The sequence below is a fragment of the Streptomyces sp. NBC_01283 genome (genome assembly GCF_041435335.1).
Taxonomy (GTDB): domain Bacteria; phylum Actinomycetota; class Actinomycetes; order Streptomycetales; family Streptomycetaceae; genus Streptomyces.
Genome location: NZ_CP108430.1, coordinates 2,973,464 through 3,000,443, shown reverse-complemented (window position 1 = coordinate 3,000,443; position 26,980 = coordinate 2,973,464). Strand labels below are relative to the sequence as shown.

Below are 26,980 nucleotides of genomic sequence, written 5' to 3'. Positions count from 1 at the left end.
GAAGAGAATGCCGATGACCGAGCAGGCCACCGGGGCCCACCATCCGCAGCCGCGGCCCCGATCCTCAGGACAGCAGTCGACGCCCGTCGAGCACGTCACGGGCGCGAAGTCCCTCATTCGTTCTCTCGAGGAAGTCGGGGCCGACACGGTATTCGGCATTCCCGGCGGTGCCATCCTTCCCGCGTACGACCCGATGATGGACTCCACCCGCGTCCGTCACGTCCTGGTCCGGCACGAGCAGGGCGCAGGCCACGCGGCCACCGGATACGCGCAGGCCACCGGCAAGGTCGGGGTGTGCATGGCGACGAGCGGCCCCGGTGCCACGAACCTCGTCACCCCGATCGCCGACGCCCACATGGACTCCGTGCCCCTGGTCGCGATCACCGGCCAGGTGGCCTCCAAGGCCATCGGCACGGACGCCTTCCAGGAGGCGGACATCGTCGGCATCACGATGCCGATCACCAAGCACAACTTCCTGGTCACCAAGGCGGAGGACATCCCGGCGACGATCGCGGAGGCCTTCCACATCGCCTCCACGGGCCGCCCCGGACCGGTCCTGGTGGACATCGCCAAGGACGCCCTCCAGGCGCAGACCACCTTCCAGTGGCCGCCCACCCAGGACCTGCCCGGCTACCGCCCGGTGACCAAGCCGCACGCCAAGCAGATCCGCGAGGCCGCCAAGCTGATCACCGCCGCCAAGCGGCCCGTCCTCTACGTCGGCGGCGGCGTCATCAAGGCCCAGGCCACCGCCGAGCTGAAGGTCCTGGCAGAACTCACCGGAGCGCCCGTCACCACCACACTGATGGCGCTCGGCGCATTCCCCGACAGTCACGAGCTGCACGTGGGGATGCCGGGCATGCACGGAGCGGTCACCGCCGTCACCGCGCTGCAGAAGGCCGACCTGATCGTCGCCCTCGGAGCCCGCTTCGACGACCGCGTCACCGGCAAACTGGACAGCTTCGCGCCCTTCGCGAAGATCGTCCACGCCGACATCGACCCGGCCGAGATCGGCAAGAACCGCGCCGCCGACGTGCCGATCGTCGGAGACGCCCGCGAGGTCATCGCCGACCTGATCCAGGCGGTCCAGGCGGAGCACACCGCCGGCGTGCGGGGCGACTACACCGCCTGGTGGGCCGACCTCAACCGCTGGCGCGACACCTACCCCCTGGGCTACACCCAGCCCGAGGACGGTTCGCTCTCCCCGCAGCACGTCATCGAGCGCGTCGGCAAGCTCGCCCCGGAGGGCACGATCTTCGCGGCGGGCGTCGGCCAGCACCAGATGTGGGCCGCCCACTTCATCGACTACGAGAAGCCCGCCACCTGGCTCAACTCCGGCGGCGCCGGAACGATGGGGTACGCGGTCCCGGCCGCGATGGGCGCCAAGGCCGGCCGGCCCGACCGCACGGTCTGGGCGATCGACGGCGACGGCTGCTTCCAGATGACCAATCAGGAACTGACCACCTGCGCCCTGAACAACATCCCGATCAAGGTCGCCATCATCAACAACGGCGCCCTCGGCATGGTCCGCCAGTGGCAGACGCTGTTCTACAACCAGCGCTACTCCAACACCGTGCTGCACAGCGGTCCCGAGGACATCGGCCCCAACAAGGGCACCCGCGTCCCGGACTTCGTGAAGCTGTCGGAGGCGATGGGCTGCGTGGCGCTGCGCTGTGAGCGCCCCGAGGACCTCGACAAGGTCATCGCCGAGGCCAACGCCATCAACGACCGCCCCGTCGTGGTCGACTTCATCGTCCACGAGGACGCCCAGGTCTGGCCGATGGTCGCGGCGGGCACCTCGAACGACGAGGTCATGGCCGCCCGCGGGGTCCGCCCCGACTTCGGCGACAACGAAGACGACTGAGACCGAGAGCGAAAGAGAGACCAAGAGTCATGTCCACCAAGCACACGCTCTCCGTCCTGGTCGAGAACAAGCCAGGTGTCCTCGCCCGGATCACCGCCCTGTTCTCCCGCCGCGGCTTCAACATCGACTCCCTCGCCGTGGGCGTCACCGAGCACCCCGACATCTCACGCATCACCATCGTCGTGAACGTCGAGGACCTGCCGCTCGAACAGGTCACCAAGCAGCTCAACAAGCTCGTCAACGTCCTGAAGATCGTCGAACTCGAACCGTCCGCGGCCGTCGGCCGCGAACTGGTCCTCGCCAAGGTCCGCGCCGACAACGAGACGCGTTCGCAGATCGTCGAGATCGTCCAGCTGTTCCGTGCCAAGACCGTGGACGTCTCACCCGAGGCGGTCACCATCGAGGCCACCGGATCCAGCGACAAGCTGGAGGCCATGCTCAAGATGCTGGAACCCTTCGGCATCAAGGAGCTCGTCCAGTCCGGCACCATCGCGATCGGCCGCGGCTCCCGCTCCATCACGGACCGCAGCCTGCGGGCGCTCGACCGCTCGGCCTGACCGGCGCGAACGAGCCGCGGTCCCGCCCGCATGTCGAGACCTGAAAACTTTCTTCCCTTCGCCCGCCGTACGGTGGGTCGCAACACCAGCACACATAGGAGATTTCCAGTGGCCGAGCTGTTCTACGACGACGACGCCGACCTGTCCATCATCCAGGGCCGCAAGGTCGCGGTCATCGGATACGGCAGCCAGGGCCACGCCCACGCGCTGTCGCTCCGTGACTCGGGTGTCGACGTCCGTGTCGGTCTGCACGAGGGCTCCAAGTCCAAGACCAAGGCCGAGGAGCAGGGCCTGCGCGTGGTGACCCCCTCGGAGGCCGCCGCCGAGGCCGACGTCATCATGATCCTGGTCCCGGACCCGATCCAGGCCCAGGTCTACGAGGAGTCCATCAAGGACAACCTCAAGGACGGCGACGCGCTGTTCTTCGGTCACGGCCTGAACATCCGCTTCGGCTTCATCAAGGCCCCCGAGGGCGTCGACGTCTGCATGGTCGCCCCCAAGGGCCCGGGCCACCTCGTCCGCCGTCAGTACGAGGAGGGCCGCGGCGTTCCGTGTATCGCGGCCGTCGAGCAGGACGCGACCGGCAACGGCTTCGCGCTGGCTCTCTCGTACGCCAAGGGCATCGGCGGCACGCGTGCGGGCGTCATCAAGACGACCTTCACCGAGGAGACCGAGACCGACCTGTTCGGCGAGCAGGCCGTGCTCTGCGGTGGCACCGCGGCGCTGGTCAAGGCGGGCTTCGAGACGCTGACCGAAGCCGGCTACCAGCCGGAGATCGCGTACTTCGAGTGCCTCCACGAGCTGAAGCTCATCGTGGACCTCATGTACGAGGGCGGCCTGGAGAAGATGCGCTGGTCGATCTCCGAGACCGCCGAGTGGGGCGACTACGTCACCGGCCCCCGCATCATCACGGACGCCACCAAGGCCGAGATGAAGAAGGTCCTGGCCGAGATCCAGGACGGCACCTTCGCCAAGCAGTGGATGGACGAGTACCACGGCGGCCTGAAGAAGTACAACGAGTACAAGACCCAGGACGAGAACCACCTCCTGGAGACCACGGGCAAGGAGCTCCGCAAGCTCATGTCGTGGGTGAACGACGAGGCCTGAGGCACTCGGGCAACGCCGGAGGGGGCGATCTCCCTCCGGCGTTGTCCGCCCCGTCCAGCCACGGACGAGTGATCCTTCCACCAAGGCGTAAGACACCCGTCGGTACGCCACTAGACTGCATTCAACTTTCGCGTCGGGCCCACAGCGTCGTGCGTCTTCCACGCGGCTAAGCGACACCGCATGCGGCCGTCGGGACGGCCGTCCGCATTGGACTTGTGAGGACTCACGTGAGCACTGCTGCCAACGGCAAACCGGTCGTACTCATCGCTGAAGAGCTGTCGCCCGCCACTGTCGACGCCTTGGGCCCGGACTTCGAGATCCGTCAGTGCAACGGCGCGGACCGCGCCGAGTTGCTGCCCGCCATCGCCGACGTCGACGCGATTCTGGTCCGCTCCGCGACCAAGGTCGACGCCGAGGCCATCGCGGCCGCCAAGAAGCTGAAGGTCGTCGCCCGCGCGGGCGTGGGCCTGGACAACGTGGACGTCTCCGCCGCCACCAAGGCCGGCGTCATGGTGGTGAACGCCCCCACCTCGAACATCGTCACCGCAGCCGAGCTCGCCTGTGGCCTGCTCATCGCCACCGCGCGCAACATCCCCCAGGGCAGCCAGGCCCTGAAGGCCGGCGAGTGGAAGCGCTCCAAGTACACGGGCGTCGAGCTCGCCGAGAAGACCCTCGGTGTCGTCGGCCTCGGCCGCATCGGCGCGCTGGTCGCCCAGCGCATGAGCGCCTTCGGCATGAAGGTCGTCGCGTACGACCCGTACGTGCAGCCCGCGCGTGCCGCGCAGATGGGCGTCAAGGTCCTCACGCTCGACGAGCTGCTCGAGGTCTCCGACTTCATCACCGTGCACCTGCCCAAGACCCCCGAGACGGTCGGTCTGATCGGCGACGACGCGCTGCACAAGGTCAAGCCCGCCGTCCGCATCGTGAACGCCGCGCGCGGCGGGATCGTCGACGAGGAGGCGCTGTACTCGGCGCTGAAGGAAGGCCGCGTCGCGGGCGCCGGTCTGGACGTGTACGCGAAGGAGCCCTGCACGGACTCCCCGCTCTTCCAGTTCGACCAGGTCGTCTGCACCCCGCACCTCGGTGCCTCCACGGACGAGGCGCAGGAGAAGGCCGGTGTCTCCGTCGCCAAGTCGGTGCGCCTGGCCCTCGCCGGTGAGCTCGTCCCGGACGCGGTGAACGTCCAGGGCGGCGTCATCGCCGAGGACGTGCGTCCCGGTCTGCCGCTCGCCGAGAAGCTCGGCCGGATCTTCACCGCCCTCGCGGGCGAGGTCGCGGCCCGCCTCGACGTCGAGGTGTACGGCGAGATCACCCAGCACGACGTGAAGGTGCTCGAACTGTCCGCGCTGAAGGGCGTGTTCGAGGACGTCGTCGACGAGACCGTGTCGTACGTGAACGCGCCTCTCTTCGCCCAGGAGCGTGGCGTCGAGGTCCGCCTCACCACGAGCTCGGAGTCCCCGGACCACCGCAACGTGGTCACGGTGCGCGGCACGCTGACCGGCGGCGAGGAGATCTCGGTCTCCGGCACGCTGGCCGGGCCCAAGCACCTCCAGAAGATCGTCGCCATCGGCGAGTACGACGTGGACCTGGCCCTGGCCGAGCACATGGTCGTCCTCCGTTACGCGGACCGTCCGGGTGTCGTCGGCACCGTCGGCCGCGTCCTCGGTGAGTCGGGCATCAACATCGGCGGCATGCAGGTCGCTCGCGCCGATGTGGGTGGCGAGGCGCTTGCCGTCCTGACGGTGGACGACACCGTGCCGCAGTCGGTGCTGAACGAGCTGGCCGCCGAGATCGGTGCGGAGTCCGCTCGCGCGGTGAACCTCACGGACTAGTTGCTCCGTAGCTTCGGTTGCCGGTTCATCACCGGCTCCGCCGAGTTCACCCTCAAACGCCGGACGTGCTGGATGATTCCAGCCCGTCCGGCGTTTGCCGTTTCCGTTTCAGACCAGGGCCTTCTCCGGCTCGGGCTCCGCTGTCTTCGCCGGCTTGATCTTCCGCAGGGTCACCGCCGACAGGGCTGCCGCGATCAGAAGTATCGCCGCCCCGCTGAACGCCGCCACGTGCATCCCGCTCGTGAACGCCTCCCTGGCCGTGTCGATCAGGGCGGAGGCCGCCTTGTCCGGCATCTCGCGGGCCACCGCCAGCGCGCCGCCGAGAGTCTCGTGGGCCTCGGCCGGGGCCGTGTCCGGGATCTCGTCGCGGTAGACCGCGTTGCCGATGGAGCCGAGCAGCGCCATGCCGAGCGCGCCGCCGAACTCCTGGCCCGTCTCCAGGAGCGAGGACGCGGAGCCCGCCTTCTCGGCCGGGGCGGAGCCCAGCGCCAGGTCGGTGAGCTGCGAGCCGACGACCACGGCACCGCAGGCGAGGACACCGGCCGCGGTGAGCAGGGTCCACATCGAGTCCGTGCCGGTCAGGGTCAGCAGACCGTAGCCGCAGGCCGAGAGGGCGAAGCCGGCCGAGACGACGTGGGCGCGGTCGACCCCCCGCTGCACCAGGGCCGTGGCGACCGGGGCGGCGAAGCCGATGAGGACCGAGGGAAGCAGCGCCCACAGTGCGGCCTCCAGGGCGCTCTTGCCGAGGACGGACTGCAGATACTGCGTGGTGAAGAAGGCCGAACCCATCATCGCCAGCGTGGAGATGAGGTTCAGGAGGACGGCGGGGGCGAAGCCGCGGCCCCGGAACAGCGCCGGTGAGATCAGCGGGGACTCCGCGGTGCGCTGGCGGTGGACGAAGAGGGCGGCGAAGACGAGTCCGACGGCGAGCGACACGGCGTACCCGGGCTCGAAGCCCTCGGCGGCGAACTCCTTGAGGCCGTATACGACGGGCAGCACGGCGGCCATGGACAGCGGCACGCTCAGCAGGTCGAAGCGGCCCGGACGCGGGTCCCTGGACTCGGGGATGAGGACCGGGGCGAGGACCAGGAGCAGCACCATCGCGGGCAGGTTGACCAGGAAGACCGAGCCCCACCAGAAGTACTCGACGAGGACGCCGCTCATCACCGAGCCGAGCGCGACGCCCGCGACCATCACGCCGGACCAGATGCCGATCGCCTTCGCGCGCTGTCCGGCGTCGCGGAACATCGTGCGGACGAGGGCCATGGTGGACGGCATCAGGGTCGCGCCGCCGATGCCGAGGACCGCGCGGGCCGCGATGAGCATCTCGGCGCTGTTGGCGTAGGCGGCGGTCAGGGAGGCCGCGCCGAAGGCGAGGGCGCCGAACATGAGCAGCTTGCGGCGGCCGATGCGGTCGCCGAGGGAGCCCATCGTCATCAGCAGCCCGGCGAGCACGAAGGCGTAGATGTCGAAGATCCACAGCTGCTGGGTGCCGCTCGGCTCCAGGTCCGCGCTGATCGCCGGGATCGCGAAGTAGAGGACCGAGACGTCCATCGAGACAAGGAGCAGCGGCAGCATCAGGACGGCGAGAGCCGTCCACTCCTTGCGGCCGGCGCGCTCCGGGACCGCCGAATTCGCTTGATCGTGCGTCGAGTTCGTCATGCCGAGGACTGTACGGACGTCTTAAACGCTTGTCTAGTACGAGTGTGTAAAACGAAGGTATAGGACGTTCGTATGGATCGGGGGTACGCTGGCCCGCATGGGACACCGTGAGGATCTGCTCGAAGGCGCCAAGCGCTGCCTGCTGGAGAAGGGCTTCGTGCGTACGACGGCCCGCGACATCGTGAAGGAGTCGGGGACGAATCTCGCGTCCATCGGCTACCACTACGGCTCCAAGGACGCGCTGCTCGTGGAGGCGTTCGTCGCCCTGGTCGAGAAGGCCGACGGCTTCGACGAGGCTCCGGCCGGGGAGAGCGGGGCGAAGGGGGACGGCCCGCGGGACGGCTCGCTGGAGCGGTTCGAGCAGGTCTGGGCGAACATCCTGCGCGGGTTCCCCCAGTCGCGCTCCATCTGGATGCTGACCTTCGAGGTCATCACGCAGGGGGAGCGCCTCGCCGGGGTCCGCGACCTGCTGGTCAAGGCGCAGGGGGAAGGGCGCAGCGGGCTCGCCGCGCTGTTCACCGGGATCGAGGAGAGCGTCATCTCGCAGGACCTGGTGGAGACGGAAGGCCGCTTCTACACGACGCTGCTCAACGGCCTGATGGTGCAGTGGCTCTTCGACCCGGAGTCGGCGACGACCGCCGAGCAGCTCACCGAGGGGATGCGGCGGGTGATGGCGCGGGCGTCAGGGGAGTGAGGCGTGGTGAGCCGCGCCCTCACAGCCGTGATGTCCTCACAGCCGTGACACCTCTACAGCCGTGATGCCTCTACAGCCGTGACGCCTTGAGGACCATGTGCAGCAGCAGCCGGTCCTCGCCCTCGTCCAGGTCAAGGCCCGTGAGCTGTTCCACGCGCGAGAGGCGGTAGTACAGCGTCTGGCGGTGGATCCCCAACTCCGCGGCCGTGCGCCCCGCTTGGCCCGCGCAGTCGAGATACACCTCGGCGGTGCGGGCCAGTTCGCGGTGGGCGGGGGAGAGCAGGGCGCGGGCCACCGGGTCCTCGGTGGCCTCCGCGGGGAGGGACGTCAGGAGGCGGTAGGGGCCGACCTCCGACCACTGGGCCACCGGGGCGAAGCGGGGTTCGGCGCGGGCCGCGCGGGCCGCCGTCGACGCCTCCCACCAGGCGGCGCCGAGCTCGTCGAGGCCGTGCCGGGCGTTCGCGATGCCCGCCGCCGCGTTCTTCGCCGCGTCCAGGAGCCGGGTGGCCGCCGACACCGCCGGGGTGAGCACGTCCGCCGAGCGCAGCCGGACCAGGACCGCCAGGCTCTGGCCCGCCGTGCCCCACGGCACCGTGCACAGGGCGGTCGCCCCCTGCACCGTACGGACCGAAGGGGCCGAGTCGGGGTCGGCGGAGGGCCAGGGGGCCACGCAGACCACGGCGTGCAGGCCCTCGCCGCGCGGGCCCAGCGCCGTGCGCAGGTCGGCCACGGCCATGTCCCGCTGCCAGCCGCGCTCGGCGGTCAGGACGGCACGGAACTCCCGGGTCAGATCGGCGCCGGCCTGCACCTCGTCGGCGAGCAGCGCGCCGATGCGGGCGGCGACCTCCATGGCCGCGGACAGCTGGGCGTCCGTCGGCCCCGGCTCGTCGTCCAGCAGCCATACGTAGCCCAGGGCGAACCCCCGATGCCGTACGGGAAGGCAGATCCGCCCGCGGAGGACGCCCGCCTCCGGGGTGGGCGGGATGCGGACGGGTGCCGTCGCGCGGGTGATGCCGAAGCCCTCGAACCAGGTGCGCACGTCGGCCGTGGAGCGGCGCGTGAGGATCGAGCGGGTGCGCACCGGGTCCAGGGCCGCCGCGTCGAAGTCGCTGTCGCCGCCGCTGTCGTGCGCGCCGAAGGCGATCAGCTCGAAATCGCGGTTCTCCAGCGTCGCGGGCGCGCCGAGCAGGGCTGAGATCTCATCGACCAGTTCCTGGTAATCGCCTTTCACACTGTCCATTCTGACGTAGTTCGCCCCTGCCTTCAGACAGATGTCTGAGATCCAGGGCACGGATGCGTGACAGGTGTCGATGGCCCAGGATCGGAGGGATCCTTAAGTTTCACGGTGGTTCTCCGTGCCGTACCGGTTCGTTCCGCATGGCCAGGTACGGCCCCGTTCTACTCTCCGTGGAGGTGCCCGTGCTGGGTCCCGTGATCCTCGCCGCGTCGCGCAGCGACCAGATGCGCCGATTCGTCTCGGCGGCGCCGGGCACCAAGCAGGTCGTGAGCCGCTTCATCGCCGGTGAGACCGTGGACCAAGTCGTGCCGATCATCACGGACGCCGCCGACAAGGGCCTGGAGGTCACCCTCGACGTCGTCGGTGAGGACATCACCACGCCCGAGCAGGCCGCCGCCGCGCGCGACGCCTACCTGGAGCTCGTCGAGCGTCTCAAGGACCTCGGCCTCGGCACCAAGGCCGAGATGTCCGTGAAGCTGTCCATGTTCGGCCAGGCGCTCGAAGGCGGCCACGAGCTGGCTCTCGCCAACGTCCGCCCGGTCGTCGAGGCCGCCGCCGCGATCGGCACCACGGTCACCCTGGACGCCGAGGACCACACCACCCTCGACTCGATGTTCGCCATCCACGAGGAGCTGCGGAAGGACTTCCCGCAGACCGGCTGCGTCATCCAGTCATACCTCTTCCGTACCGAGGACGACGCCCGCCGCCTGGCCGCCGCCGGCAGCCGCGTGCGCATCGTGAAGGGCGCCTACAAGGAGCCCGCCGAGGTCGCGTACCAGGACAAGGCGGAGATCGACAAGGCGTACGTGCGGATCATGCGCATCCTCATGGAGGGCGACGGGTACCCGATGATCGGGTCCCACGACCCGCGTCTGATCTCCATCGCGCAGGAGCTCGCGCGGCGCGCAGGGCGCAAACTGGACGAGTACGAGTTCCAGATGCTGTACGGCATCCGCAGCGACGAGCACCTGCGGCTCACGGCCGAGGGCCACCGGATGCGCGTGTACACCGCCTACGGCACCGACTGGTACGGATACTTCATGCGCCGCCTCGCGGAGAAGCCGGCCAACCTGCTCTTCTTCGCCCGCTCCATCCTCACCAAGGGCTGAGCTCCCTTTCCCCCGACCCCCCTTAAGGAGATACGGAACTCATGGACGCCGTCACCCAGGTCCCCGCGCCGGTCAACGAGCCGGTGCACGGTTACGCACCCGGTTCCCCGGAGCGTGCCCGCCTCGAGACCAAGCTCAAGGAGCTCTCCGAGAACCCCATCGAGCTGCCGATGACCATCGGTGGCGTCAAGCGCCTCGGTGGCGGTGAGCCCTTCAAGGTCGTGCAGCCGCACAACCACCAGGCCGTCATCGGCAACGGCCGCGGCGCCACGCAGCAGGACGCCCAGGACGCGATCGACGCCGCCCTCGCCGCCGCCCCGGCATGGCGCGCGATGGCCTTCGACGACCGCGCCGCGATCATCCTGCGCGCCGCCGAGCTGCTCTCCACGACGTGGCGCGAGACGCTCGCCGCCTCGACGATGCTCGGCCAGTCGAAGACCGCCCAGCAGGCCGAGATCGACACCCCCTGCGAGCTCGTCGACTTCTGGCGCTTCAACGTCAAGTACGCCCGTGACCTGCTCGCCGAGCAGCCCCCGGCGAACTCGACCGGCGTCTGGAACCGCCTGGACCACCGCCCGCTCGAGGGCTTCGTCTACGCGATCACGCCGTTCAACTTCACCGCGATCGCCGGCAACCTGCCGACCGCCCCCGCCCTCATGGGCAACGTGGTCGTGTGGAAGCCGTCCCCGACTCAGACGCACGCCGCCGTGCTGCTCATGCAGCTCCTTGAGGAGGCCGGTCTTCCCAAGGGCGTCATCAACCTCGTCACCGGTGACGGCATCGCCGTCTCCGAGGTGGCCCTGACCCACCGCGACCTGGCGGGCATCCACTTCACCGGCTCCACCCCGACCTTCCAGCACCTGTGGAAGACGGTCGGCGAGAACATCGCCAACTACCGCACGTACCCGCGTCTGGTCGGCGAGACGGGCGGCAAGGACTTCGTCGTCGCGCACCCGTCCGCGGACCGCGCCGTCCTGAAGACCGCGCTGACCCGTGGCTCCTTCGAGTTCCAGGGCCAGAAGTGCAGCGCCTCGTCGCGTGCCTACGTCCCGGCCTCGATCTGGAACTCCGGTTTCAAGGAGGAGTTCGCGGCCGAGGTCGACGGCATCAAGATGGGTGACGTCACCGATCTGTCGAACTTCATCGGCGCCGTCATCGACGAGCGCGCGTTCGCCAAGAACAAGGCGGCCATCGACCGTGCCGCGGCCGACCCGACCTGCACGATCGTCGCGGGCGGCACGTACGACGACTCGGTCGGTTACTTCGTCCGTCCGACCGTCGTCGAGTGCTCGGACCCGGCCAACGAGGTCTTCACGACCGAGTACTTCGGCCCGTTCCTCGCGATCCACGTCTACGAGGACGACAAGTACGAGGAGATGCTGACCCAGATGGAGTCGGCCTCGGACTACGCCCTCACCGGCTCGGTCATCTCCAACGACCGCGCCGCGGCGGCGTACACGATGGAGAAGCTCCGCTACGCGGCGGGCAACTTCTACATCAACGACAAGTCGACCGGCGCCGTCGTCGGCCAGCAGCCCTTCGGCGGCGGCCGTGCCTCCGGCACCAACGACAAGGCGGGCGCCCCGCAGAACCTGCAGCGCTGGACGCTGACCCGCGCCATCAAGGAGACGCTGGTCCCGCCGACGGAGTACGGCTACCCGCACATGGGCTGACGCCCCCAGGGGCTCGGTGCCCCTCCCTGAATCCCGCCTCCGACCTGGGCCCCACCCCGGTCGGAGGCGGTGCTGTTTCCCGTCATCGTGCCGGGCTGCCGAGGCGCCGCGTCAGGAAGCCGTCGATCAGACCGGCGATCTGCCCCGCGTGGGTCTCCAGGGCGAAGTGGCCGGCGGGCAGGAGGTGCACCTCGGCCTCCGGCAGGTCACGGAGGAAGGCTACGGCGCCCTCCCGCACGAAGATCTCGTCGTGGGCGCCCCAGGTGGCGAGCAGCGGGACCTGGGACGCACGGAAGTACTCGTGGAACGCGGGATACAGCTCGATGTTGCTGCCGTAGTCGCCCATCAGCGCGAGCTGGATCCCGTCCTGTCCCTCGCGCGCCATCAGCGCGGTGTCGTGCAGCCAGGCGTCCGGGCTGACCAGGGTCGGGTCGGGAACGCCGTGCGTGTACTGCCACTTGATGCCTTCGGGGGAGCGGATCTCCCCTACGGCCGCGGCGTTCTTCTCATTCGGGTCTGCGATGTATGCGAGGACGGGCGCCCAGGCCTCGGTGCCGAGGCCTTCCTCGTAGGCGTTGCCGTTCTGCGTGACGATCGCCGTGACGCGCTCGGGGTGTGCGAGCGCCAGGCGCAGGCCGATGGGGGCGCCGTAGTCCTGGATGTAGAGGGCGAAGCGCGTCAGGCCCAGCTGGTCGGTGAACTCCGCGGTGATGTCGGCGAGTTCGGCGAAGGTGTACGTGAAGTCCTGTGCGGAGGGGGTGGCGGAGCGGCCGAAACCGATGTGGTCGGGGGCGATGACGCGGTAGCGGTCGGCGAGGAGCGGGATGAGGTCGCGGAACATGTGCGAGCTGGTGGGGAAGCCGTGCAGCAGGAGGAGGACGGGGGCGTCGGCCGGGCCCGCCTCGCGGTAGGCGATCTCGTGGCCCCGGACGGTGGTGGAGCGGTGGTGGGTCCTGTTGCTCATGACTAACCCCTCAAGCGCGTTTTGGTGGTTGCTTGTGGGTTGAGTAGAGCACGAGGCCTTGTAACCAGTCAAGGCTGTTTAGGGGGTTAGGTTGTATGCGGGGGTGTTCGCTGGCGGTCAGGCGTCGCTCTTGCCCGCAGCCGCGGAGATCACCTCGTCCAGGACGTCCCTGGCCCGCAGCAACTCCTCCACCATGCCGTCGATCCGGGCCCGCTCCACCGACAGCTCCTCCACCAGCCACGGGGTGGCCGTCTCCGACGGGCCGCCGTCCTGGTCGCGCATGCACGGCAGGAGCTGCACGATCTTCGCGCTGCACAGACCCGCCGCGAACAGCTCCTGGATGTGGACGACCCGGTCCACCGCCGTCTCCGGGTAGTCGCGGTGGCCGCCCGGTGTGCGGTCCGCGGACAGCAGACCCTGCTTCTCGTAGTAGCGCAGGGACCGCTCGCTCACAGCGGTACGCTTCGCCAGCTCGCCGATTCTCATGTCCCGCGGCCCTCCGCACTTGAATCTGACACCGGTGTCAGCTTCTACCGTTCCGGCATGACGAACATCAAGCTCCTCACACCGTATTCCGCACCCACCGCCCACGGCCTGCGGCTGCCCAACCGCATCGTCATGGCCCCCATGAGCCGTCACCGTGCCGCCGACGACGGCACCCCGTTGCCGGTGGTCGCCGACCACTACGCCCAGCGTGCGAGCGCGGGCCTCATCGTCACCGAGGGCATCTGGCCCGCGAGCAGCGGACAGAGCGACTGGCGCATCCCGGGGCTTGAGACCCCCGCCCACATCGCGGGCTGGCGCGCGGTGACCGAGGCGGTGCACAAGGCCGGCGGCAGGATCTACGCCCAGCTCATGCACGGCGGCCGCAAGGGCCACCCCCTCGCCCGGATCGACGGCGACCTTCCCGCCGGGCCGTCCGCGGTGCTCGTACCGGGCCGTGTCCACGTCAGCGGCGGCGGGAAGGCCGATCCGGTCGTCCCGCGCGAGATGACCCGCGACGAGATCCACACCGCTGTGCGCGATCACGTCACCGCGGCCCGCAACGCCATCGCCGCGGGTTTCGACGGGGTCGAACTCCACGGCGCCAACAGCTACTTGATCCACCAGTTCCTCGCCGACAACACCAACTTCCGCGACGACGAGTACGGCCGCGGCTCGATCGCCGACCGCATCCGCTTCGCCGTCGAGGTGACCCGCGCCGTCGCCGACGCCATCGGAGCCGAACGCCTCGGCCTGCGCCTCTCCCCGGGCAACCCGCAGTTCGCGATGGCGGAGGCGGACCCCGGCCCCGTCTACCGCGCGCTGCTCGACGAGATCGACGGCCTGGGCCTCGCCTACCTCCACCTCACCGACAACGCCGATTACCCCGCCCTCACCGACCTGCGCTCCCACTGGCACGGCACCCTCATCGCCAACGTCGGCGAGAACGGCGACCCGACCACACGCGAGGCGGGCGAAGCGGTCCTCGTCAGCGGCCGGGCCGACCTCGTCTCGTACGGGCGGGCGTTCATCTCCAACCCCGACCTGCCGGAGCGGTTCGCGGTGGACGCGCCGCTCCAGGAGATCGACGCGGCGCACCTCTACACCCACGGGGCCGAGGGATACACCGACTACCCCTCCCTGCAGAGCCAGTTGGTGTCTGCCGAGGCCTTCGCTCAGACCTCCACCAGTACCTGATCCAGCGATTTCCGTACGAGGTCGGGGACCTGGCAGTCCGGCGCCGGATAGCCCACGGGGATCACCGCGAACGCCTTCTCGTTCGCGGGACGGCCAAGGACCTCCGACAGGAACCGCATGGGGCTCGGCGTGTGGATCAGCGCCGCGAGGCCCGACAGGTGCAGCGCGGACAGCAGCATCCCCACCGCAATGCCGACCGACTCGTCGACGTAGTAGTGCTTGTGCTTGGTGCCGTCGTCCCCGAGCCAGTACCGCTGCTGGAAGACGACGATCAGCGCGGGTGCGTCCGTCAGATGGGTCTTGGTCTCGTCGGTGCCGAGCGGACGCAGCGCCGCGAGCCACTCCTCGCCGAGCCGCCCGTCGTACGAGATCTGCTCCTCGTGCTCGGCGGCCTCGCGGATGCGCCGGCGGACCTCGGGATCCCGTACGAGGACGAACGTCCACGGCTGCTGATGCGCACCGGAAGGTGCTGTCGCCGCGCACGCGATGGCGTCCCGCACGGCCTGCTCGGGCACGGGGTCGGGCGCGAACTGCCGCACCGTCCGCCGCTCCCGCATCCGCTCGCGCAACTCGGCAGCCTGCGCCAGGGATTGGGCTTCGGGCATGCGCTCGGGGCGGTAGGGCGTGGAGCGGTAGGGCTCGCCGTGGATGGGGGTCCATTCCTGCTGGTGCTCGGTCTCAGGCATGGGGCCGATTCTGCTGCGGGTGGTGCTGTCGGCGCCATGGTGCAGACCAATTCCGGCCGCGGGGGGCGTGGCGGGGCGGGGTTCTCCTCAGTTCCAGCCCGTCACGATGAGGGAGAGCCCGATGGTGAAGCCTCCCGCGAGCAGGACCAGGTACAGGCCGTAGAGCCTGCGCAGCCGGTGCGCGAGGAACCCGAAGGCCCCGAAGGCGAGGCCCACCGTGAGGGTGCGGGAACCACGTGAGAGCGCCGAGTGGGTCAGCCAGTCGCCCGGGGCGGTGTCCGCGCGGCCCGCTTCCCTTGCGTACACCTTGAAGGGGATGCCGTTCCAGGGCTGGTGGCGGACGGCCGCCGCGCCCTCGACGCCGAGTTCCGTGCGCACCTCGGCCCGCATCCGGTCCGTGGTCAGGGGGTGCGGCAACTGCACGCCGGAAGCCGCCAGTTGGAGGGCCAGGATGCCACCCGCCAGGCTGCCCGCGAGCGCCATGAGGGAGAGTTTCAGGGCGCGGCGCGGTACCGCGACGCAGGCGATCGCCAGGAACAGCTCCGGCATCAGGGGCCAGCTCAGCGCCTCCGCGAAGGCCCAGACGAAGCCTGCGGCGAGGCCCCGGCGGGAGGCTGCGACCGCCGCGATCCGCTTGCGCGCGGAGGAGTCGGCGAGGGGTTCCTCCGTCGTACGGCGATGCAGCGCGGCCACGGCGTCGCGGGCCTGCTCCGGGGTGGCCGAAGCGGGCAGCGGCTCGCCGACCGCGACCCGGACCAGGGCGGGGCGGAGCCTGCCGTGTTTGGGCAGGAGGCGGTCCGTGCCGGCGATGGCCACCGGGACCACGGGTACGTCCGCGTGCCGGGCCAGGATCAGGGCGCCCTTGTGGAAGGCGCCCAGCTCACCGGCCCGGGCACGGGTGCCCTCGGGAAAGAGGACCACGGCTCCGCCCGCGCGCAGACTGTCCGCCCTGGAGAGCAGGTCGTCCATGCCACCCCCGGTACGGCGCACGGGGAACCCCGCGGCAAGGCGGCTGCAGATCCGCCTGCGCCAGGGCGAGGCGAACCAGTAGTCGGCCGCCGCACCGATCGCGGGGGAGTGCCGGGCGTCCAGTGCCGCGAGCAGGGCCGCGGTGTCCGCGTGGGACGAGTGGTTCGCCACGACCACGCAGCCACCGGGCGGCAGTTGACCACGCCGCTCGACACCACCGGTGAGCGTAAGGAGAGCCCACCAGAGGCCACGCCGAACCCGCGCGGCACCCCGCTTCGGCCCCCGCCGGTCACCGGCTCCGCCGAGCTCGTCCTCAATCGCCGGACGGGCTTGATGCCCCGCCTCGCTCGTGTCGACCGAGCGCGTCCTCGTACGAACCCTCACAGCGTCACCACCATCGTCAGGAGCAGGGCGACCAGCCGCACCTCGCTTCGGGCGCTGCCGCTCGCTGACTCCGCCGGGCTCGTCCTGAACCGCCGGGCGGCCAGGATGCCCCGCCTCGCTCGTGTCGACCGAGCGCGTCCTCGTACGAACCCTCACAGCGTCACCACCATCGTCAGGAGCAGGGCGACCAGCAGTGAATCGATGCGGTCGAGCAAGCCGCCGAACCCCGGGAGCCAGCTTCCCGCGTCCTTCACTCCGGCCTCGCGTTTGACCATCGACTCCAGGAGATCCCCGAGCACGCAGCCCACCAGCACCGCGGCCCACAGGAGCAGGGAGAGCGCGCCCACCGCGGCCAGCGCGGCGGCCGTCGCGGCGGCGGCGCCGGCGACGCCCGCCCATGTCTTGTTGGGGGAGAGCGGCGAGAGCGGCCGGGAAAGGAGCCCCCTGCGGCCGAGTGCCGTACCCCCGCACCACGCACCCACGTCCCCGAACGCCACCGCGACGCCCACCGCCACGGCCGTGTCGCCGAGCAGTACGAGGCCGCTCAGCGAGACGGGGATCCACAGGAGCCCGAAGACCGTCCGGCTCGCCCGGGTGAACCCCTGAGCGGCGTCTCCGGAGAAGAGGGCCACACCGGCGGCGGCGATCAGCAGCACGCCCGCCGTCCGCAGGTCGAGCGCCGCGGGCGCGGCCCAGGCGACCCCCGGCACCGCCACCGCGGCCACCCCGAGCACCGCGCGCTCGCCCCGCGGCAGGCCCGCCATCCGCGCGTACTCACCCACGGCGACCACCCCGAGCCCGGCCGCCAGTGCGAACGCCCCCGCCCGGCCGAGGAAGAACGCCCCGAGGAACAACGGCGCGGCCAGCGCCCAGGTCCGCCACCGCTTGCGCAGCTCGCCCCGCATCCGCAGCCGCGAGGGCAGCGCCGCCACGGCCACCCCACCCGCGCCGAGAACCCCCGCGACCACGGGCACGGCACGCCCCGCGACCTCCCCGGCGACGAACGCGGCGCTCATCGCTCGCCCCGCGTCGTGCCGGTCGTACCCAGCTCACGCCACAGCCGCCCGAGCCGCAGCCCCGCGGTGAGGACCGAGCCCGCCGCGATCACCGCGAGCACCGGCACGACCCACCCCGAAGCCGCCGCGAGGACCACAAGGGCGCAGCGCTCGGTCTTGCCGACCGGGCCCCCGTTCAGGCGGGGCCCACCGGCCGCCGCACCCGCGAGCGACACCCACGAAGGCAGCGTCGCCGCGAGCCCCGCCGCCGCCACCAGCCACAGCGGGGCCAGCGTCAGGAAGCCGGCCATGACCACCAAGTCGGCGGCGCGGTCGCCCAGTTCGTTCATCAGCGCGCCACGCCGCGTGATACGGCCCGTGTCGCGGGCCAGCGCCCCGTCGAGGTTCGCGAAGGCGAGGCGGGCAGCCAGCAGCACGGCCACCGGGAGCGCCGCGAGCGGCACCGGCAGCCAGGCGAGTGACGCCGCCGCGCCCGCCGCGCAGAGCACACCCGCCACGGTGAGGGTGTCGGGCGATACCTCGCGGCGGGCGAGCGCGCCGCGTACGCCGGACAACCGGTCCGCGTACCAGGGCTTGAGAGCGTAGAGGCCGTTCATGGCACCGACTCTGCCGCTGCCCGGCCGCGGGCAAATCGGGGTGCGTACTCAGATATGCCCTGAGTACGGTGGACGGGTGACCACGCTGCGCACCGCCCACACCTGCGACCTCGACCCCGCCGAACTCCGCGCGGCCCGCGCCCTGCTGGACGAGGCGTTCGACGGGGACTTCAGTGATCACGACTGGGACCACGGCCTCGGCGGCATGCACGCCCTCGTGCACGACGGCTCCGGCCTCCTCCTCGCGCACGGCTCCGTGGTCCAGCGCAGGATCCTGCACAACGGCCGTTCGCTGCGCATCGGTTACGTCGAAGCGGTCGCCGTCCGCCCCGACCGGCAGCGACAGGGCCTGGGCGGGCGGGTGATGGGCGCCCTGGAGCGCGTGATCGACCGGGCGTACGCCCTCGGCGCGCTCTCCGCGTCGGACGAGGGGCAGCGGCTCTACCTCGGACGCGGCTGGCAGGAGTGGAAGGGCGCGGTGGGCACCCTGGGCCCCGATGGCGTGATCCCGCTGCCGGAGGAGGAGCCTCCGCTGCTGTGGGGCGCCGGCCTCGACCCGTCGCACGAGCTGCTCTTCGACTGGCGTGACGGCGACATCCTGTGATGCCGCCCCGGTGGGGGCGCACTTTACCAACTCAGCACACGGTCGGGGGAGTTGTCGTAGGGCGGCCCACAACTGGGCCTGAATCCTTCTATGGTGTGACCCACGTCACGTGACCCCTCCGTCCGGAGGGGCGCGCGCGACGCCATCGCTGTCCCCCGCAGGAGGAGATCCCCGTGAACGTGTACGACTTGAAGGGGCGCAGGGCCCTGGTGACCGGGGCGGCGCAGGGACTCGGCGCGGGGATGGCCGAGGCTCTCGTCCGGGCGGGCGCGGGGGTCGTCGTCGCCGACATCCAGGAGGGCGCGGGCCTGGCCACCGCCGAGGCGTTGCAGAAGGCGGGCGGCACCGCGGCGTTCGTCCCGCTCGACGTGACCGACGACGCGAGCTGGGAGTCGGCCGTCGCCCGCTCCGTGGACGAACTGGGCGGCCTGGACATCGTCGTCAACAACGCCGGGATCGAGATCTCCGGCCTGGTCGTCGACCTCGATCCGGCGGACACCCGCCGGATGCTGGACGTGAACGTCCTCGGCGTCGGGCTCGGCATCAAGCACGCCTTCCGGGCGATGCGGCCCGGCGGTCCCGCGGGGCGGGGCGGCGCGGTCGTCAACGTGTCGTCGGTGGCCGCGACCATTCCCTTCCCCGGCATCGCGGGCTACTCGGCGACGAAGTCCGCGGTCGACCGGCTGACCCGGGTGGCCGCCCTGGAGTCCGGCAAGCTCGGCTACGGCGTACGCGTCAACTGTGTCTATCCGGGTCTCGTCCCCACCGAGATGGGGGCCCGCCTCGCCCAGGACATGGAGACCCTGGGGCTGTGGCCGAGCGCGGAGGCCGCCGTCGGGGACGTCATCGGCCTGACCCCGCTCGGACGCCTCGGTGAGGTGACCGACATCGCCGACGTCGTGCTCTTCCTCGCGTCCGATGCCGCGCGTTTCGTCACCGGCGCGGGAATTCCGGTGGACGGCGGCATGGGCATGTGAGCGAATTCCGGGAGCGGCGGAGGGCAAGGAGTTCGACGTCATTCGAATATGCCAAAGGCTCGTGTGCCGTGTCATCTCGTGCTCTAAAATCCCCGGAACGCCTCCGGTGAGCAGAGCTGGCACAACCATGAAGATTCTTCGGGACAACGTTCGGTGCTTTGCGGTTTGCCTCGGTGCCACGGTCATATTCAGCGCCATCGCCTGGCGTATGGACGGCGGTGGTCTCGACCTCGCTCTCTGCTCCTTGCCGCCGACCCTGGTGGCCGGTGCCGCCGCTGTGGCCCTGCGCCGCCAGGGGCGCGCCATCGAATCGCTGCGGACGGTGGCGCTGACGCTCCAGGAAGGCGTGCTGCGACCGCTCCCGCGCCGGGTCGGCGGGCTGCGCACGGAGGTCCGTTACGTGGCGGCCGACCCGGCGGCCCGGGTCGGCGGGGACATCTACGACGTCGTGAGCACGCCCTTCGGCGTACGGCTGATCATGGGCGACGTCATGGGCAAGGGGATGCCGGCGGTCGGCACCGCCATGGACGCCCTCGGTGCCTTCCGTGAACTGGCCCAGTGCGAGGCCCGGCTGCCCATGGTCGCCCAGCGGATGGACGCGGCCCTCGCGCAGCGGGCGGGCAGCGAGGACTTCGTCACCGCGCTGCTCCTCGGCCTGGCCGAGGGTGAGAACACCATGGACCTCGTCTGCTGCGGGCATCCGCCGCCGCTGCTGATCCGGGCCGGCCGTGCCACCTTCGTGGACGCCCTGCCGCCCTCGCCCCCGCTCGGGCTCTTCGGCCTCCAGGACGAGTGGTGCCGGGCCAGTTCGGTGCTGCTCGCCGCGGGCGACCGGCTGCTGCTCTACACCGACGGCGTCACCGAGGCGCGGGACCCCGCGGGTGAGTTCTATCCGCTGGTGAACCGGGCAATGGATTTCCACGACGAGGACCCGGTCATATTCCTCGACGCGCTCGCCGCGGACCTGGCGCGGCACACCAAGGGTCGGCAAATAGACGATGCCGCTCTCTTGCTGGTCGATTTCGGAGATATTCGAGCTCATCACGAACAAGCGCATTCAGGAAGCCCGCGGTCGCTCCGGATCTGATGCCGACCAGATCCGGTCCGGAGTATTTCGCGCTTCCCGGAAAGTAGAGATGACCGTGGCCGGCAACCTGCCCGCGGAACACGCCCCTTTCATCGGCCGCCGTCGCGAACTCACTGTGCTGAGACAGCTCTGCACCCGCTCCCGGGCGGTGACCGTGACCGGACTCGGCGGCGTCGGCAAGACCCGCACCGCCCTGCGCGCCGCGGCCGACGTGGCGGACGATTTCGCCGACGGCGTCTGGTTCGTCGGGCTCTGCGGCCTCCAGGACGGCGAACTCCTCGTGCACGCCGTCGCCACCGCCCTGCGCGTCACCGACCACACGGCCAAACCCCAGCGGGAGGTTCTGGCCGAACACCTCGCCGACAAGCAACTGCTGCTCGTCCTCGACACCTGCGAACACCTCGTGGACGCCGTCGCCGAGTTGGCCGCCTCGTTGTCGCGCGCGGCCCCCGGGGTGCGCCTCCTCTGCACCAGCAGGCAGCCCATCGGCATCCTGGGCGAACAGATCTTCACCGTCGAACCGATGTCCGTCGCGGACGACGCGGCGCAGCTCTTCGCCCAGCGCGCCCGCGCCGTACGCCCCGACTTCACGCTCACCGGACCCATCAAGCCCCTGGTGGAGCGGATCTGCGCCCGCCTGGACGGCATCCCGCTCGCGATCGAACTGGCCGCCGGACGCCTCGGGGACGAACGCCTCGGCGACCTCCTCAGCCGCCTCGACGACCGTTTCCAGCTGTGCGCCGACGCGCCCGGCCGTACCACCCGGCACAGCACACTGCGCACGACGATCGGCTGGAGCCACGAACTCTGCCCGCCCGCCGAGCGGTTGCTGTGGGCCCGCCTCTCCGTCTTCGCGGGCAGCTTCTCTCAGGAGGCAGCCGAGGAGGTCTGCTCCGACGCCTCGCTGGCGCGGGCCGGCACCGGGCGTCTGCTGGCCGGACTCGTGGCCAAGTCCCTGCTCGTACGGGAAGAGGGGGCCCACGGCGTGCGCTATCGGCAGCTCGACACCGTGCGCGCGTACGGCGCCGAGTGGCTGCGGCGGCTCGGCGAGGAACGGCCCTGGCGGATCCGCCACCTCGCCTGGTGCCAGGGCCTCGCCGAGCGGGGCGAGGAGGCGTGGTTCGGGCCCGGCCAGGCCGCCGTCTTCCACGCCACCCGGCGCGAGCACACCCACCTCGTCGCCGCGCTCGACTTCGCCCTGTCCACCCCGGGCCAGGAGCAGGCAGGGGCGCGGCTCGCGGGCACGCTCTGGTTCTACTGGGTCGGCTGCGGGCTCCTCGGCGACGGACGCTACTGGCTCGACCGGGCGCTCGCCGCGACGTCCGGCCTCGGTCGCTCCCGGCTCAAGGCGCTCTGGGTGGGTGGCTATGTCGCCATCCTCCAGGGCGACGCGCGGGCCGCCGCGGCCATGCTCGACGAGTGCCGGTCGGGCGCGCTGCGCAGCGACGACGACACCGCGTACGCCTACGCCACCCACCGCCTGGGCTGCGCCGCGCTGATGCGGGACGAACACGCCGCGGCGGAGCGGTACTTCAGGGCGTCCCTGACCAGCTACGCCGGCATCGGTGAACTCAACAGCAACGTCATGATGGCCCGCATCGAGCTGGGTATGGCACTCGCGTTCCAGGGCGACCTGGAGGCGGCCGTCGGACTCTGCGAGGAGGCCCGCGTCACCTGTGAGGAACGCGGCGAGCGCTGGGCCAAGGCGTACGCCCTCTACGTGCTCGCCTTCGCCGCGTGGGCCGGGGGGCGGGGCGACGACGCGGCACGGCTCGCCAGGGAGTGCCTCCAGATCAACTACGAGTTCCGTGACCTCGTCGGGGTCGTGCTGCCCGTCGAGTTCATCGCCCTGCTCCGGGCCTCCCTCGGCCACTGCGACCAGGCCGCCGTCCTCCAGGGCGCGGCCCGCCGGATCTGGCAGCGGGTCGGCCTGCCCCTCTTCGGCTCCGCGTACTTCAACGCACCGCACGACACGGCCGTCGGCCTCGCCCGCGCGGGCCTGGGCGGCCGGGGCTACGAGACGGCGTTCGAACGCGGCACGCACCTGACCCTGGATGACGTGGTCACCGCCGTGCTGCACGGGACGCACGAGCCGTCGTGGACCCGCTGACCGCCGTCACGCCCCGGGGGTGTCCGACCGGACAATGATCTTGCCCAGGTTCTCGCCCCGCAGCATCCCCAGGAACGCGTCCACGATGCTGCCGAAGCCGTCGACCACGGTCTCGTCGAGGCCGATGCGCCCGCTCTGCAGATGCGGCACCACGAACGCGTTCAACTCCTCTTGCACGTCGCGGTAGTTGCTGACCAGGAAGCCCTCCATGCGCAGGCTCTTCTCGACGATGTCGGGGAGGTTGCGCAGGGCGTACGGCGTGTCGGTGCTGTTCTTCTGGGCCATCGTGCCGATGCGCACGATCCGCCCGTACGTGCGCAGAGAGGAGATCGCGGCTTCGAGGTGCTCGCCGCCGACGTTGTCCATATAGAGGTCGATCCCCTCGGGTGCCGCCTTGGCGAGCAGCTCGGCCGTCGGGCCCGTGTGGTAGTCGAAGGCCTCGTCGTAGCCGACGTGCTCCGTGAGGTACGCCGCCTTCGCCGCCGTCCCCGCGCTGCCGACGAGCCGCCCCGCTCCCATCAGCCGGGCGAGCCGCCCGGTGGCCGTGCCCACGCCGCCGGCCGCCGCGGAGACGAACACGTCCTGCCCCTCGCGAAGTTCGGCGATGCGGGTGAGCCCGACGTACGCGGTCAGGCCGGTGCCGCCGAGGATGCTCAGGTGCGCGGAGAGCGGTACGCCGTCGAAGCGGGGGACGGCGCGTGCCTCGCCGGGGGTGACGACGGTGTGGGTACGCCAGCCCAGCCGGTGGAAGACGATGTCGCCCTCGCGGAGCGCGGGGTCGCGGGACTCGATGACGCGGCCGAGGGTGCGGCCCTCCAGGGGTGCGTTCAGTGCGAAGTCCCCGTCCATCATTTCGCGGTGGTAGGGGTCCACCGACCAGTACAGGTTCTCCACCAGGGCGGTGCCCGGGGTCGGTTCGGGCAGCGGGGACTCGACGAAGGCGAAGTGGCCGGGGGTGGGGAAGCCGTGGGGGCGGGCGGTCTGGTGCACGGTGAGTGCGGTCTCGGTCATGGCGGTGACCGTACGGAGGAATGCGGGGGCAGGGGAGAGGGTTGCGCTCATGGAACGGCCCGACCCATGAAGAGCCCTCATAGAAGCAGGTGAGACCCCCGATGGCTGCTCCCACGGACGGCGCGACCGGCACGTACGGCGCGACCGGCACGACCGGCGTGTACGGCGCGACCGGCGCCGCGAACGCGACCGGCACGGCGAACGGGACTGCCGCCGCCACCGACCTCGCCCCCCACGAGCTGCGCATCCTGGTGGCCGTCGACCGCGAGCGCGGCTTCTCGGCGGCGGCCAAGGTGCTCGGGGTGACCCAGTCCGCGGTCTCGCACTCCATCCGCGGGACGGAGCGCAAGGTCGGAGCGGTGCTCTTCGAGCGGGGCCGCAAGGGCGCGACGCCGACCCCGGCCGGTGCCTCCGCCGCCGCCCACGCCCGGCGCGTCCTGCGGCTCCTGGACGCCCTGGCCGCCGAGGCCCGCGGCGCCGAGCGGGGCACGGTCGCGGGGCCGCTGCGTATCGCCGCGTTCCGCAGTGTGGCCCTGCACCTGCTGCCGCCCGTCCTGGAACGCCTCGCCGCCCGCCACCCCGGCATCGAGCCGCAGGTGCGCGTGGTCCGCGAACTGGGCGCCGGCACCGCGGGCGAGGTCGCCGAGGGGCGTGCTGACGTGGGCATCGCGACGATCGGGTCGACCTCGCCCGTGCCCGCCGGGCTCATCGGCGACGTACTCGTGGAGGAGCCCTACTCGCTGGTGCACCCGGCAGGGCACCCCGACCCGCGGTCCCTGCCGCTGGTGGACTGGCATGAGAACTGCGGCTCGTACACCCGGCAGTGGTGGGCGGGTCAGGACTGGATCCCGAAGGCGACCGTGCTCACCGAGGACGACGGAGCAGTGCTCTCGATGGTGAGCAGGGGTCTCGGTATGGCGATCATGCCCGCGCTCTCCCTGAACGGAGCACCGGACGGAATCGAGATCACCGATCTCGGTCCGGAGCGCCCGTCGCGTTCCGTGGGCTACGTCACCACGCCCGAGCTGGCCGCCACCGTCGCCGTCCGCGCTCTGATCCGCGAGCTCAGAGCCGCCGGGCAGGGGGCCGGGGACGCAGCCCGTCTCAGATAGTAGGAAGTCCGAGTAATTGTGGAGACAGACGCTCCGTCCTCGCTTAGCTTTGTAGAAGCCGAACGTCTCGCTCGATCAAGCGAATGGCGGTCGTGAGCCGGAGCCCCACGCAGGCAACCCCTGTGGCTCCTCGCTCCCCGCCCCTTCCGGCGTCTCGAAAGCACGCTTCCCCTCAAGGAGTGGATCTCTCATGGCCGAGACGACCGCACGCCGAGTCCGACACGCCTCCCGCAAGACCGATTCCGAGCGCAAGAACGCCGCAGCCGCGCTGCAGCGCGCCCTCGACCGCAGGGACAACGGCGGCGAGACGGGTCACTGACCCGCCCCCGCGCCGCACTCGGTCCCTACGTACCGCGCACCACCTCGAAGTGGTCCACGCGCTCTCCGCTCTCGGCGAGCGCGGAGACCGTCAGCTTCGGGTGCGCACCGGCTGTCGCCTCCACCGCGAGGAACGAGAAGCCGGTGTAGCGCACCCGTGACCACTCCACGGTCTCCGGGTCGGGCCGACGGGCCTTCGTCCAGTGGAACGACACGATCGAATCCCGGTCGTCGACGTTCCCCTCGAAGCTGTCCTTCACGCCCGCCGGGAAGCTGTAGAGGTCCTTGCCCGCGCCGCCCGCGGTGACGTACACGATGCCGTCGCGCGTCGGATCGGTTGACGCGCCGACCGGCACGGGCTTGCCGACCTCGCCGTTCCTGACCGCGTCGGTCCGCTCGTAGACGTGGTTGTGGCCGTTGATCACCAGGTCCACCTGGTGCTTGGTGAACAGCTCGAGCCACGCGTCGCGCACCCCTCCGTCGGAGGCGTGCGTCGCCGTCGAGTACATGCAGTGGTGGAAGAAGACCACGACGAAGTCGATGGCGTCGTCCGCGCGCAGCTCGCCCAGGCGCTTGTCCAGCCACGCTGTCTGCTTGCCGTCCGTATAGCCCTTGTTGGCGGGGATCTCGTACGAGACGTCGTTCGCGTCGAGAGCGACGACGCCGACGTTGCCGTACGTGAAGGAGTAGACGCCCGGCGCGTTCTTCGGGTCGAAGCCGTTCTCCGGGAGCGACCAGCGGGCGGACTGGCCGCCGTAGCCGTTGGGCGAGTACCACGCCTCCATGTCGTGGTTGCCGGTCGTCACCATCCACGGGACCGACTTCGCCACGGACTCCGTCTGCGCCAGGAAGGTGTCCCACACCCGCGCGTCGTACGTGTCGGACTCCTTGCCGTGCCCGGTGCTGTCCGCGTAGCAGATGTCGCCCGCGTGCAGATGGAAGGACGGGTTCTGGCCCAGGATCAACTGGTCGTTGGCGAGCGCGTCGTAGCTCACGCCCTGGTCGCCGAAGGCCGTGAACACGAACTTCTCCGGCGTGGCCGGGGCCGTGCGGAACGAGCCGATCGTCGCCATCCGCTCGGGCGACACCGGGTCGAAGCCGTCGTGTCCGACGCCGTAGTAGTACGTCGTGCCGGGCCGCAGGCCGTCGAGCGCGGCGTGCAGGTAGTACTGCTCGACCTCGGGCAGCTTCTTCGACAGGGACGGGGTGTGCAGATCGCGCACCTCCGCCTCGATCTTCCGGCTCAGCTCCCAGGGCTCCAGGCCCACCCTCAGATACGGGGACTTCACCGCGAACGGCACCTGCCAGGAGACCCGCATCTGTGTCTTCGGGTCGGCCCCGAAGGCGAGATGCCGGGCGAAGGGGGCCACCATCCGGCCGTCGACCCTGACCGGCGCGGACGGCGCGGACGGCGCGGCGGCGAGCGGGCTCGACGCCGACGCGCTCTGCCCGGGGGCGGTGCTCGAGCTGCCGGCGAGCAGGCCGATGCCGCCGACGGTGCCGGCGGTGGCGAACGAACTGGCCAGGACTCTGCGCCGGGAGAACTTCCCGCGCAGGTACTCGTGCTGCTCCGGCATGCTCATCCCGGCCGCGAGCCGCTCCGGTATGCCGACATTGGGAGTGTCCATGGCAGGAAACTTCCCAGCGACCTCCAACTCCCGCCGGACCTGAGGATGAAGAGCGGGTGGCCATGCGATGGCGCCCCAGTGGCGTGACCAGGAGTGTCCGCATGCC

Annotated in this window: 24 protein-coding genes; 14 read left to right on the top strand and 10 right to left on the bottom strand. The window is 70.8% G+C overall.

Annotated features, from left to right (window positions below; all coding sequences use genetic code 11):
* The first annotated feature begins 13 nt into the window (after nt 1-13).
* From OG302_RS13455 to serA, 4 genes are all read left to right on the top strand, one after another.
* Entirely contained in the window at nt 14-1,861 is a 1,848-nt protein-coding gene (locus OG302_RS13455; protein WP_371527006.1) for an acetolactate synthase large subunit, read from the top strand.
* Nucleotides 1,862-1,890: 29 nt separating this feature from the next.
* Nucleotides 1,891-2,418, top strand: coding sequence for an acetolactate synthase small subunit (gene ilvN / locus OG302_RS13450; RefSeq protein ID WP_361838263.1), 528 nt, complete (start codon nt 1,891-1,893; stop codon nt 2,416-2,418).
* A 108-nt stretch (nt 2,419-2,526) separates the two neighbouring features.
* A complete protein-coding gene (gene ilvC / locus OG302_RS13445; RefSeq protein ID WP_371527005.1) occupies nt 2,527-3,525 on the top strand; it encodes a ketol-acid reductoisomerase in 999 nt (332 codons plus the stop codon).
* 227 nt (nt 3,526-3,752) lie between these two features.
* Nucleotides 3,753-5,357 (top strand): phosphoglycerate dehydrogenase, encoded by a 1,605-nt coding sequence (gene serA / locus OG302_RS13440; protein ID WP_361838260.1) that lies wholly within the window; start codon nt 3,753-3,755, stop codon nt 5,355-5,357.
* 108 nt (nt 5,358-5,465) lie between these two features.
* Here serA and OG302_RS13435 read toward each other — a convergent pair whose 3' ends face one another.
* Nucleotides 5,466-7,019, bottom strand: a complete 1,554-nt coding sequence (locus tag OG302_RS13435) for an MFS transporter (RefSeq protein ID WP_371527004.1) — start codon at nt 7,017-7,019, stop codon at nt 5,466-5,468.
* Nucleotides 7,020-7,116: 97 nt separating this feature from the next.
* Between OG302_RS13435 and OG302_RS13430 the strand changes: the two genes are divergently transcribed.
* A complete protein-coding gene (locus OG302_RS13430) occupies nt 7,117-7,713 on the top strand; it encodes a TetR/AcrR family transcriptional regulator (protein ID WP_371527003.1) in 597 nt (198 codons plus the stop codon).
* A 70-nt stretch (nt 7,714-7,783) separates the two neighbouring features.
* Here the strand turns inward: OG302_RS13430 and OG302_RS13425 are convergent, their stop codons facing one another.
* On the bottom strand, nt 7,784-8,953 hold the full coding sequence (locus OG302_RS13425; protein ID WP_371527002.1) for a PucR family transcriptional regulator: 1,170 nt from the start codon (nt 8,951-8,953) through the stop codon (nt 7,784-7,786).
* Nucleotides 8,954-9,132: 179 nt separating this feature from the next.
* Here OG302_RS13425 and OG302_RS13420 point away from each other — a divergent pair, with 179 nt between their 5' ends.
* Together OG302_RS13420 and pruA are read left to right on the top strand one after the other, a co-directional pair.
* On the top strand, nt 9,133-10,059 hold the full coding sequence (locus OG302_RS13420) for a proline dehydrogenase family protein (protein ID WP_371527001.1): 927 nt from the start codon (nt 9,133-9,135) through the stop codon (nt 10,057-10,059).
* Between the two features lie 41 nt (nt 10,060-10,100).
* Entirely contained in the window at nt 10,101-11,732 is a 1,632-nt protein-coding gene (pruA, locus tag OG302_RS13415; RefSeq protein WP_371527000.1) for an L-glutamate gamma-semialdehyde dehydrogenase, read from the top strand.
* Nucleotides 11,733-11,814: 82 nt separating this feature from the next.
* On the opposite strand, the gene OG302_RS13410 is transcribed toward pruA, so the two are convergent.
* Nucleotides 11,815-12,696 carry an alpha/beta fold hydrolase gene (locus OG302_RS13410; RefSeq protein WP_371526999.1) on the bottom strand — a complete coding sequence of 294 codons (882 nt, stop codon included), beginning with the start codon at nt 12,694-12,696 and terminating at the stop codon, nt 11,815-11,817.
* 117 nt (nt 12,697-12,813) lie between these two features.
* The gene (locus OG302_RS13405) at nt 12,814-13,182 is read right to left on the bottom strand and encodes a MerR family transcriptional regulator (RefSeq protein WP_371526998.1); all 369 of its coding nucleotides are present in this window, start codon (nt 13,180-13,182) and stop codon (nt 12,814-12,816) included.
* A 57-nt stretch (nt 13,183-13,239) separates the two neighbouring features.
* On the opposite strand from OG302_RS13405, the gene OG302_RS13400 reads away from it, so the two are divergent.
* On the top strand, nt 13,240-14,376 hold the full coding sequence (locus OG302_RS13400; protein ID WP_371526997.1) for an alkene reductase: 1,137 nt from the start codon (nt 13,240-13,242) through the stop codon (nt 14,374-14,376).
* Here the strand turns inward: OG302_RS13400 and OG302_RS13395 are convergent.
* From OG302_RS13395 to OG302_RS13380, 4 genes are all read right to left on the bottom strand, one after another.
* Complete coding sequence (locus OG302_RS13395) at nt 14,355-15,062, bottom strand: nitroreductase family protein (RefSeq protein WP_371526996.1); 708 nt, start codon at nt 15,060-15,062, stop codon at nt 14,355-14,357. The genes OG302_RS13400 and OG302_RS13395 overlap by 22 nt on opposite strands.
* A gap of 87 nt (nt 15,063-15,149) precedes the next feature.
* Nucleotides 15,150-16,349 (bottom strand): lysophospholipid acyltransferase family protein, encoded by a 1,200-nt coding sequence (locus OG302_RS13390; protein ID WP_371750110.1) that lies wholly within the window; start codon nt 16,347-16,349, stop codon nt 15,150-15,152.
* Between the two features lie 218 nt (nt 16,350-16,567).
* Nucleotides 16,568-17,431, bottom strand: coding sequence for a phosphatidate cytidylyltransferase (locus tag OG302_RS13385; protein ID WP_371526995.1), 864 nt, complete (start codon nt 17,429-17,431; stop codon nt 16,568-16,570).
* Nucleotides 17,428-18,027, bottom strand: coding sequence for a CDP-alcohol phosphatidyltransferase family protein (locus OG302_RS13380; RefSeq protein ID WP_371526994.1), 600 nt, complete (start codon nt 18,025-18,027; stop codon nt 17,428-17,430). The genes OG302_RS13385 and OG302_RS13380 overlap by 4 nt, the downstream gene beginning before the upstream one ends.
* Here OG302_RS13380 and OG302_RS13375 point away from each other — a divergent pair.
* From OG302_RS13375 to OG302_RS13360, 4 genes are all read left to right on the top strand, one after another.
* Nucleotides 18,026-18,631 carry a GNAT family N-acetyltransferase gene (locus OG302_RS13375; protein WP_371526993.1) on the top strand — a complete coding sequence of 202 codons (606 nt, stop codon included), beginning with the start codon at nt 18,026-18,028 and terminating at the stop codon, nt 18,629-18,631. The two genes, OG302_RS13380 and OG302_RS13375, sit on opposite strands and share 2 nt — an antisense overlap.
* 173 nt (nt 18,632-18,804) lie before the next feature.
* The gene (locus OG302_RS13370) at nt 18,805-19,608 is read left to right on the top strand and encodes an SDR family NAD(P)-dependent oxidoreductase (RefSeq protein ID WP_371526992.1); all 804 of its coding nucleotides are present in this window, start codon (nt 18,805-18,807) and stop codon (nt 19,606-19,608) included.
* A gap of 208 nt (nt 19,609-19,816) precedes the next feature.
* Entirely contained in the window at nt 19,817-20,695 is an 879-nt protein-coding gene (locus tag OG302_RS13365) for a PP2C family protein-serine/threonine phosphatase (protein ID WP_371526991.1), read from the top strand.
* Nucleotides 20,696-20,750: 55 nt separating this feature from the next.
* Nucleotides 20,751-22,805, top strand: a complete 2,055-nt coding sequence (locus OG302_RS13360; RefSeq protein WP_371526990.1) for an NB-ARC domain-containing protein — start codon at nt 20,751-20,753, stop codon at nt 22,803-22,805.
* Nucleotides 22,806-22,811: 6 nt separating this feature from the next.
* Here the strand turns inward: OG302_RS13360 and OG302_RS13355 are convergent, their stop codons facing one another.
* Entirely contained in the window at nt 22,812-23,816 is a 1,005-nt protein-coding gene (locus OG302_RS13355; protein WP_371526989.1) for an NADP-dependent oxidoreductase, read from the bottom strand.
* A 101-nt stretch (nt 23,817-23,917) separates the two neighbouring features.
* Between OG302_RS13355 and OG302_RS13350 the strand changes: the two genes are divergently transcribed.
* Together OG302_RS13350 and OG302_RS13345 are read left to right on the top strand one after the other, a co-directional pair.
* Complete coding sequence (locus OG302_RS13350; RefSeq protein WP_371526988.1) at nt 23,918-24,928, top strand: LysR family transcriptional regulator; 1,011 nt, start codon at nt 23,918-23,920, stop codon at nt 24,926-24,928.
* A 190-nt stretch (nt 24,929-25,118) separates the two neighbouring features.
* Nucleotides 25,119-25,247 carry a hypothetical protein gene (locus OG302_RS13345; protein ID WP_344520127.1) on the top strand — a complete coding sequence of 43 codons (129 nt, stop codon included), beginning with the start codon at nt 25,119-25,121 and terminating at the stop codon, nt 25,245-25,247.
* Nucleotides 25,248-25,272: 25 nt separating this feature from the next.
* On the opposite strand, the gene OG302_RS13340 is transcribed toward OG302_RS13345, so the two are convergent.
* Nucleotides 25,273-26,874 (bottom strand): purple acid phosphatase family protein, encoded by a 1,602-nt coding sequence (locus tag OG302_RS13340; protein ID WP_371526987.1) that lies wholly within the window; start codon nt 26,872-26,874, stop codon nt 25,273-25,275.
* Nucleotides 26,875-26,980 lie beyond the last annotated feature (106 nt).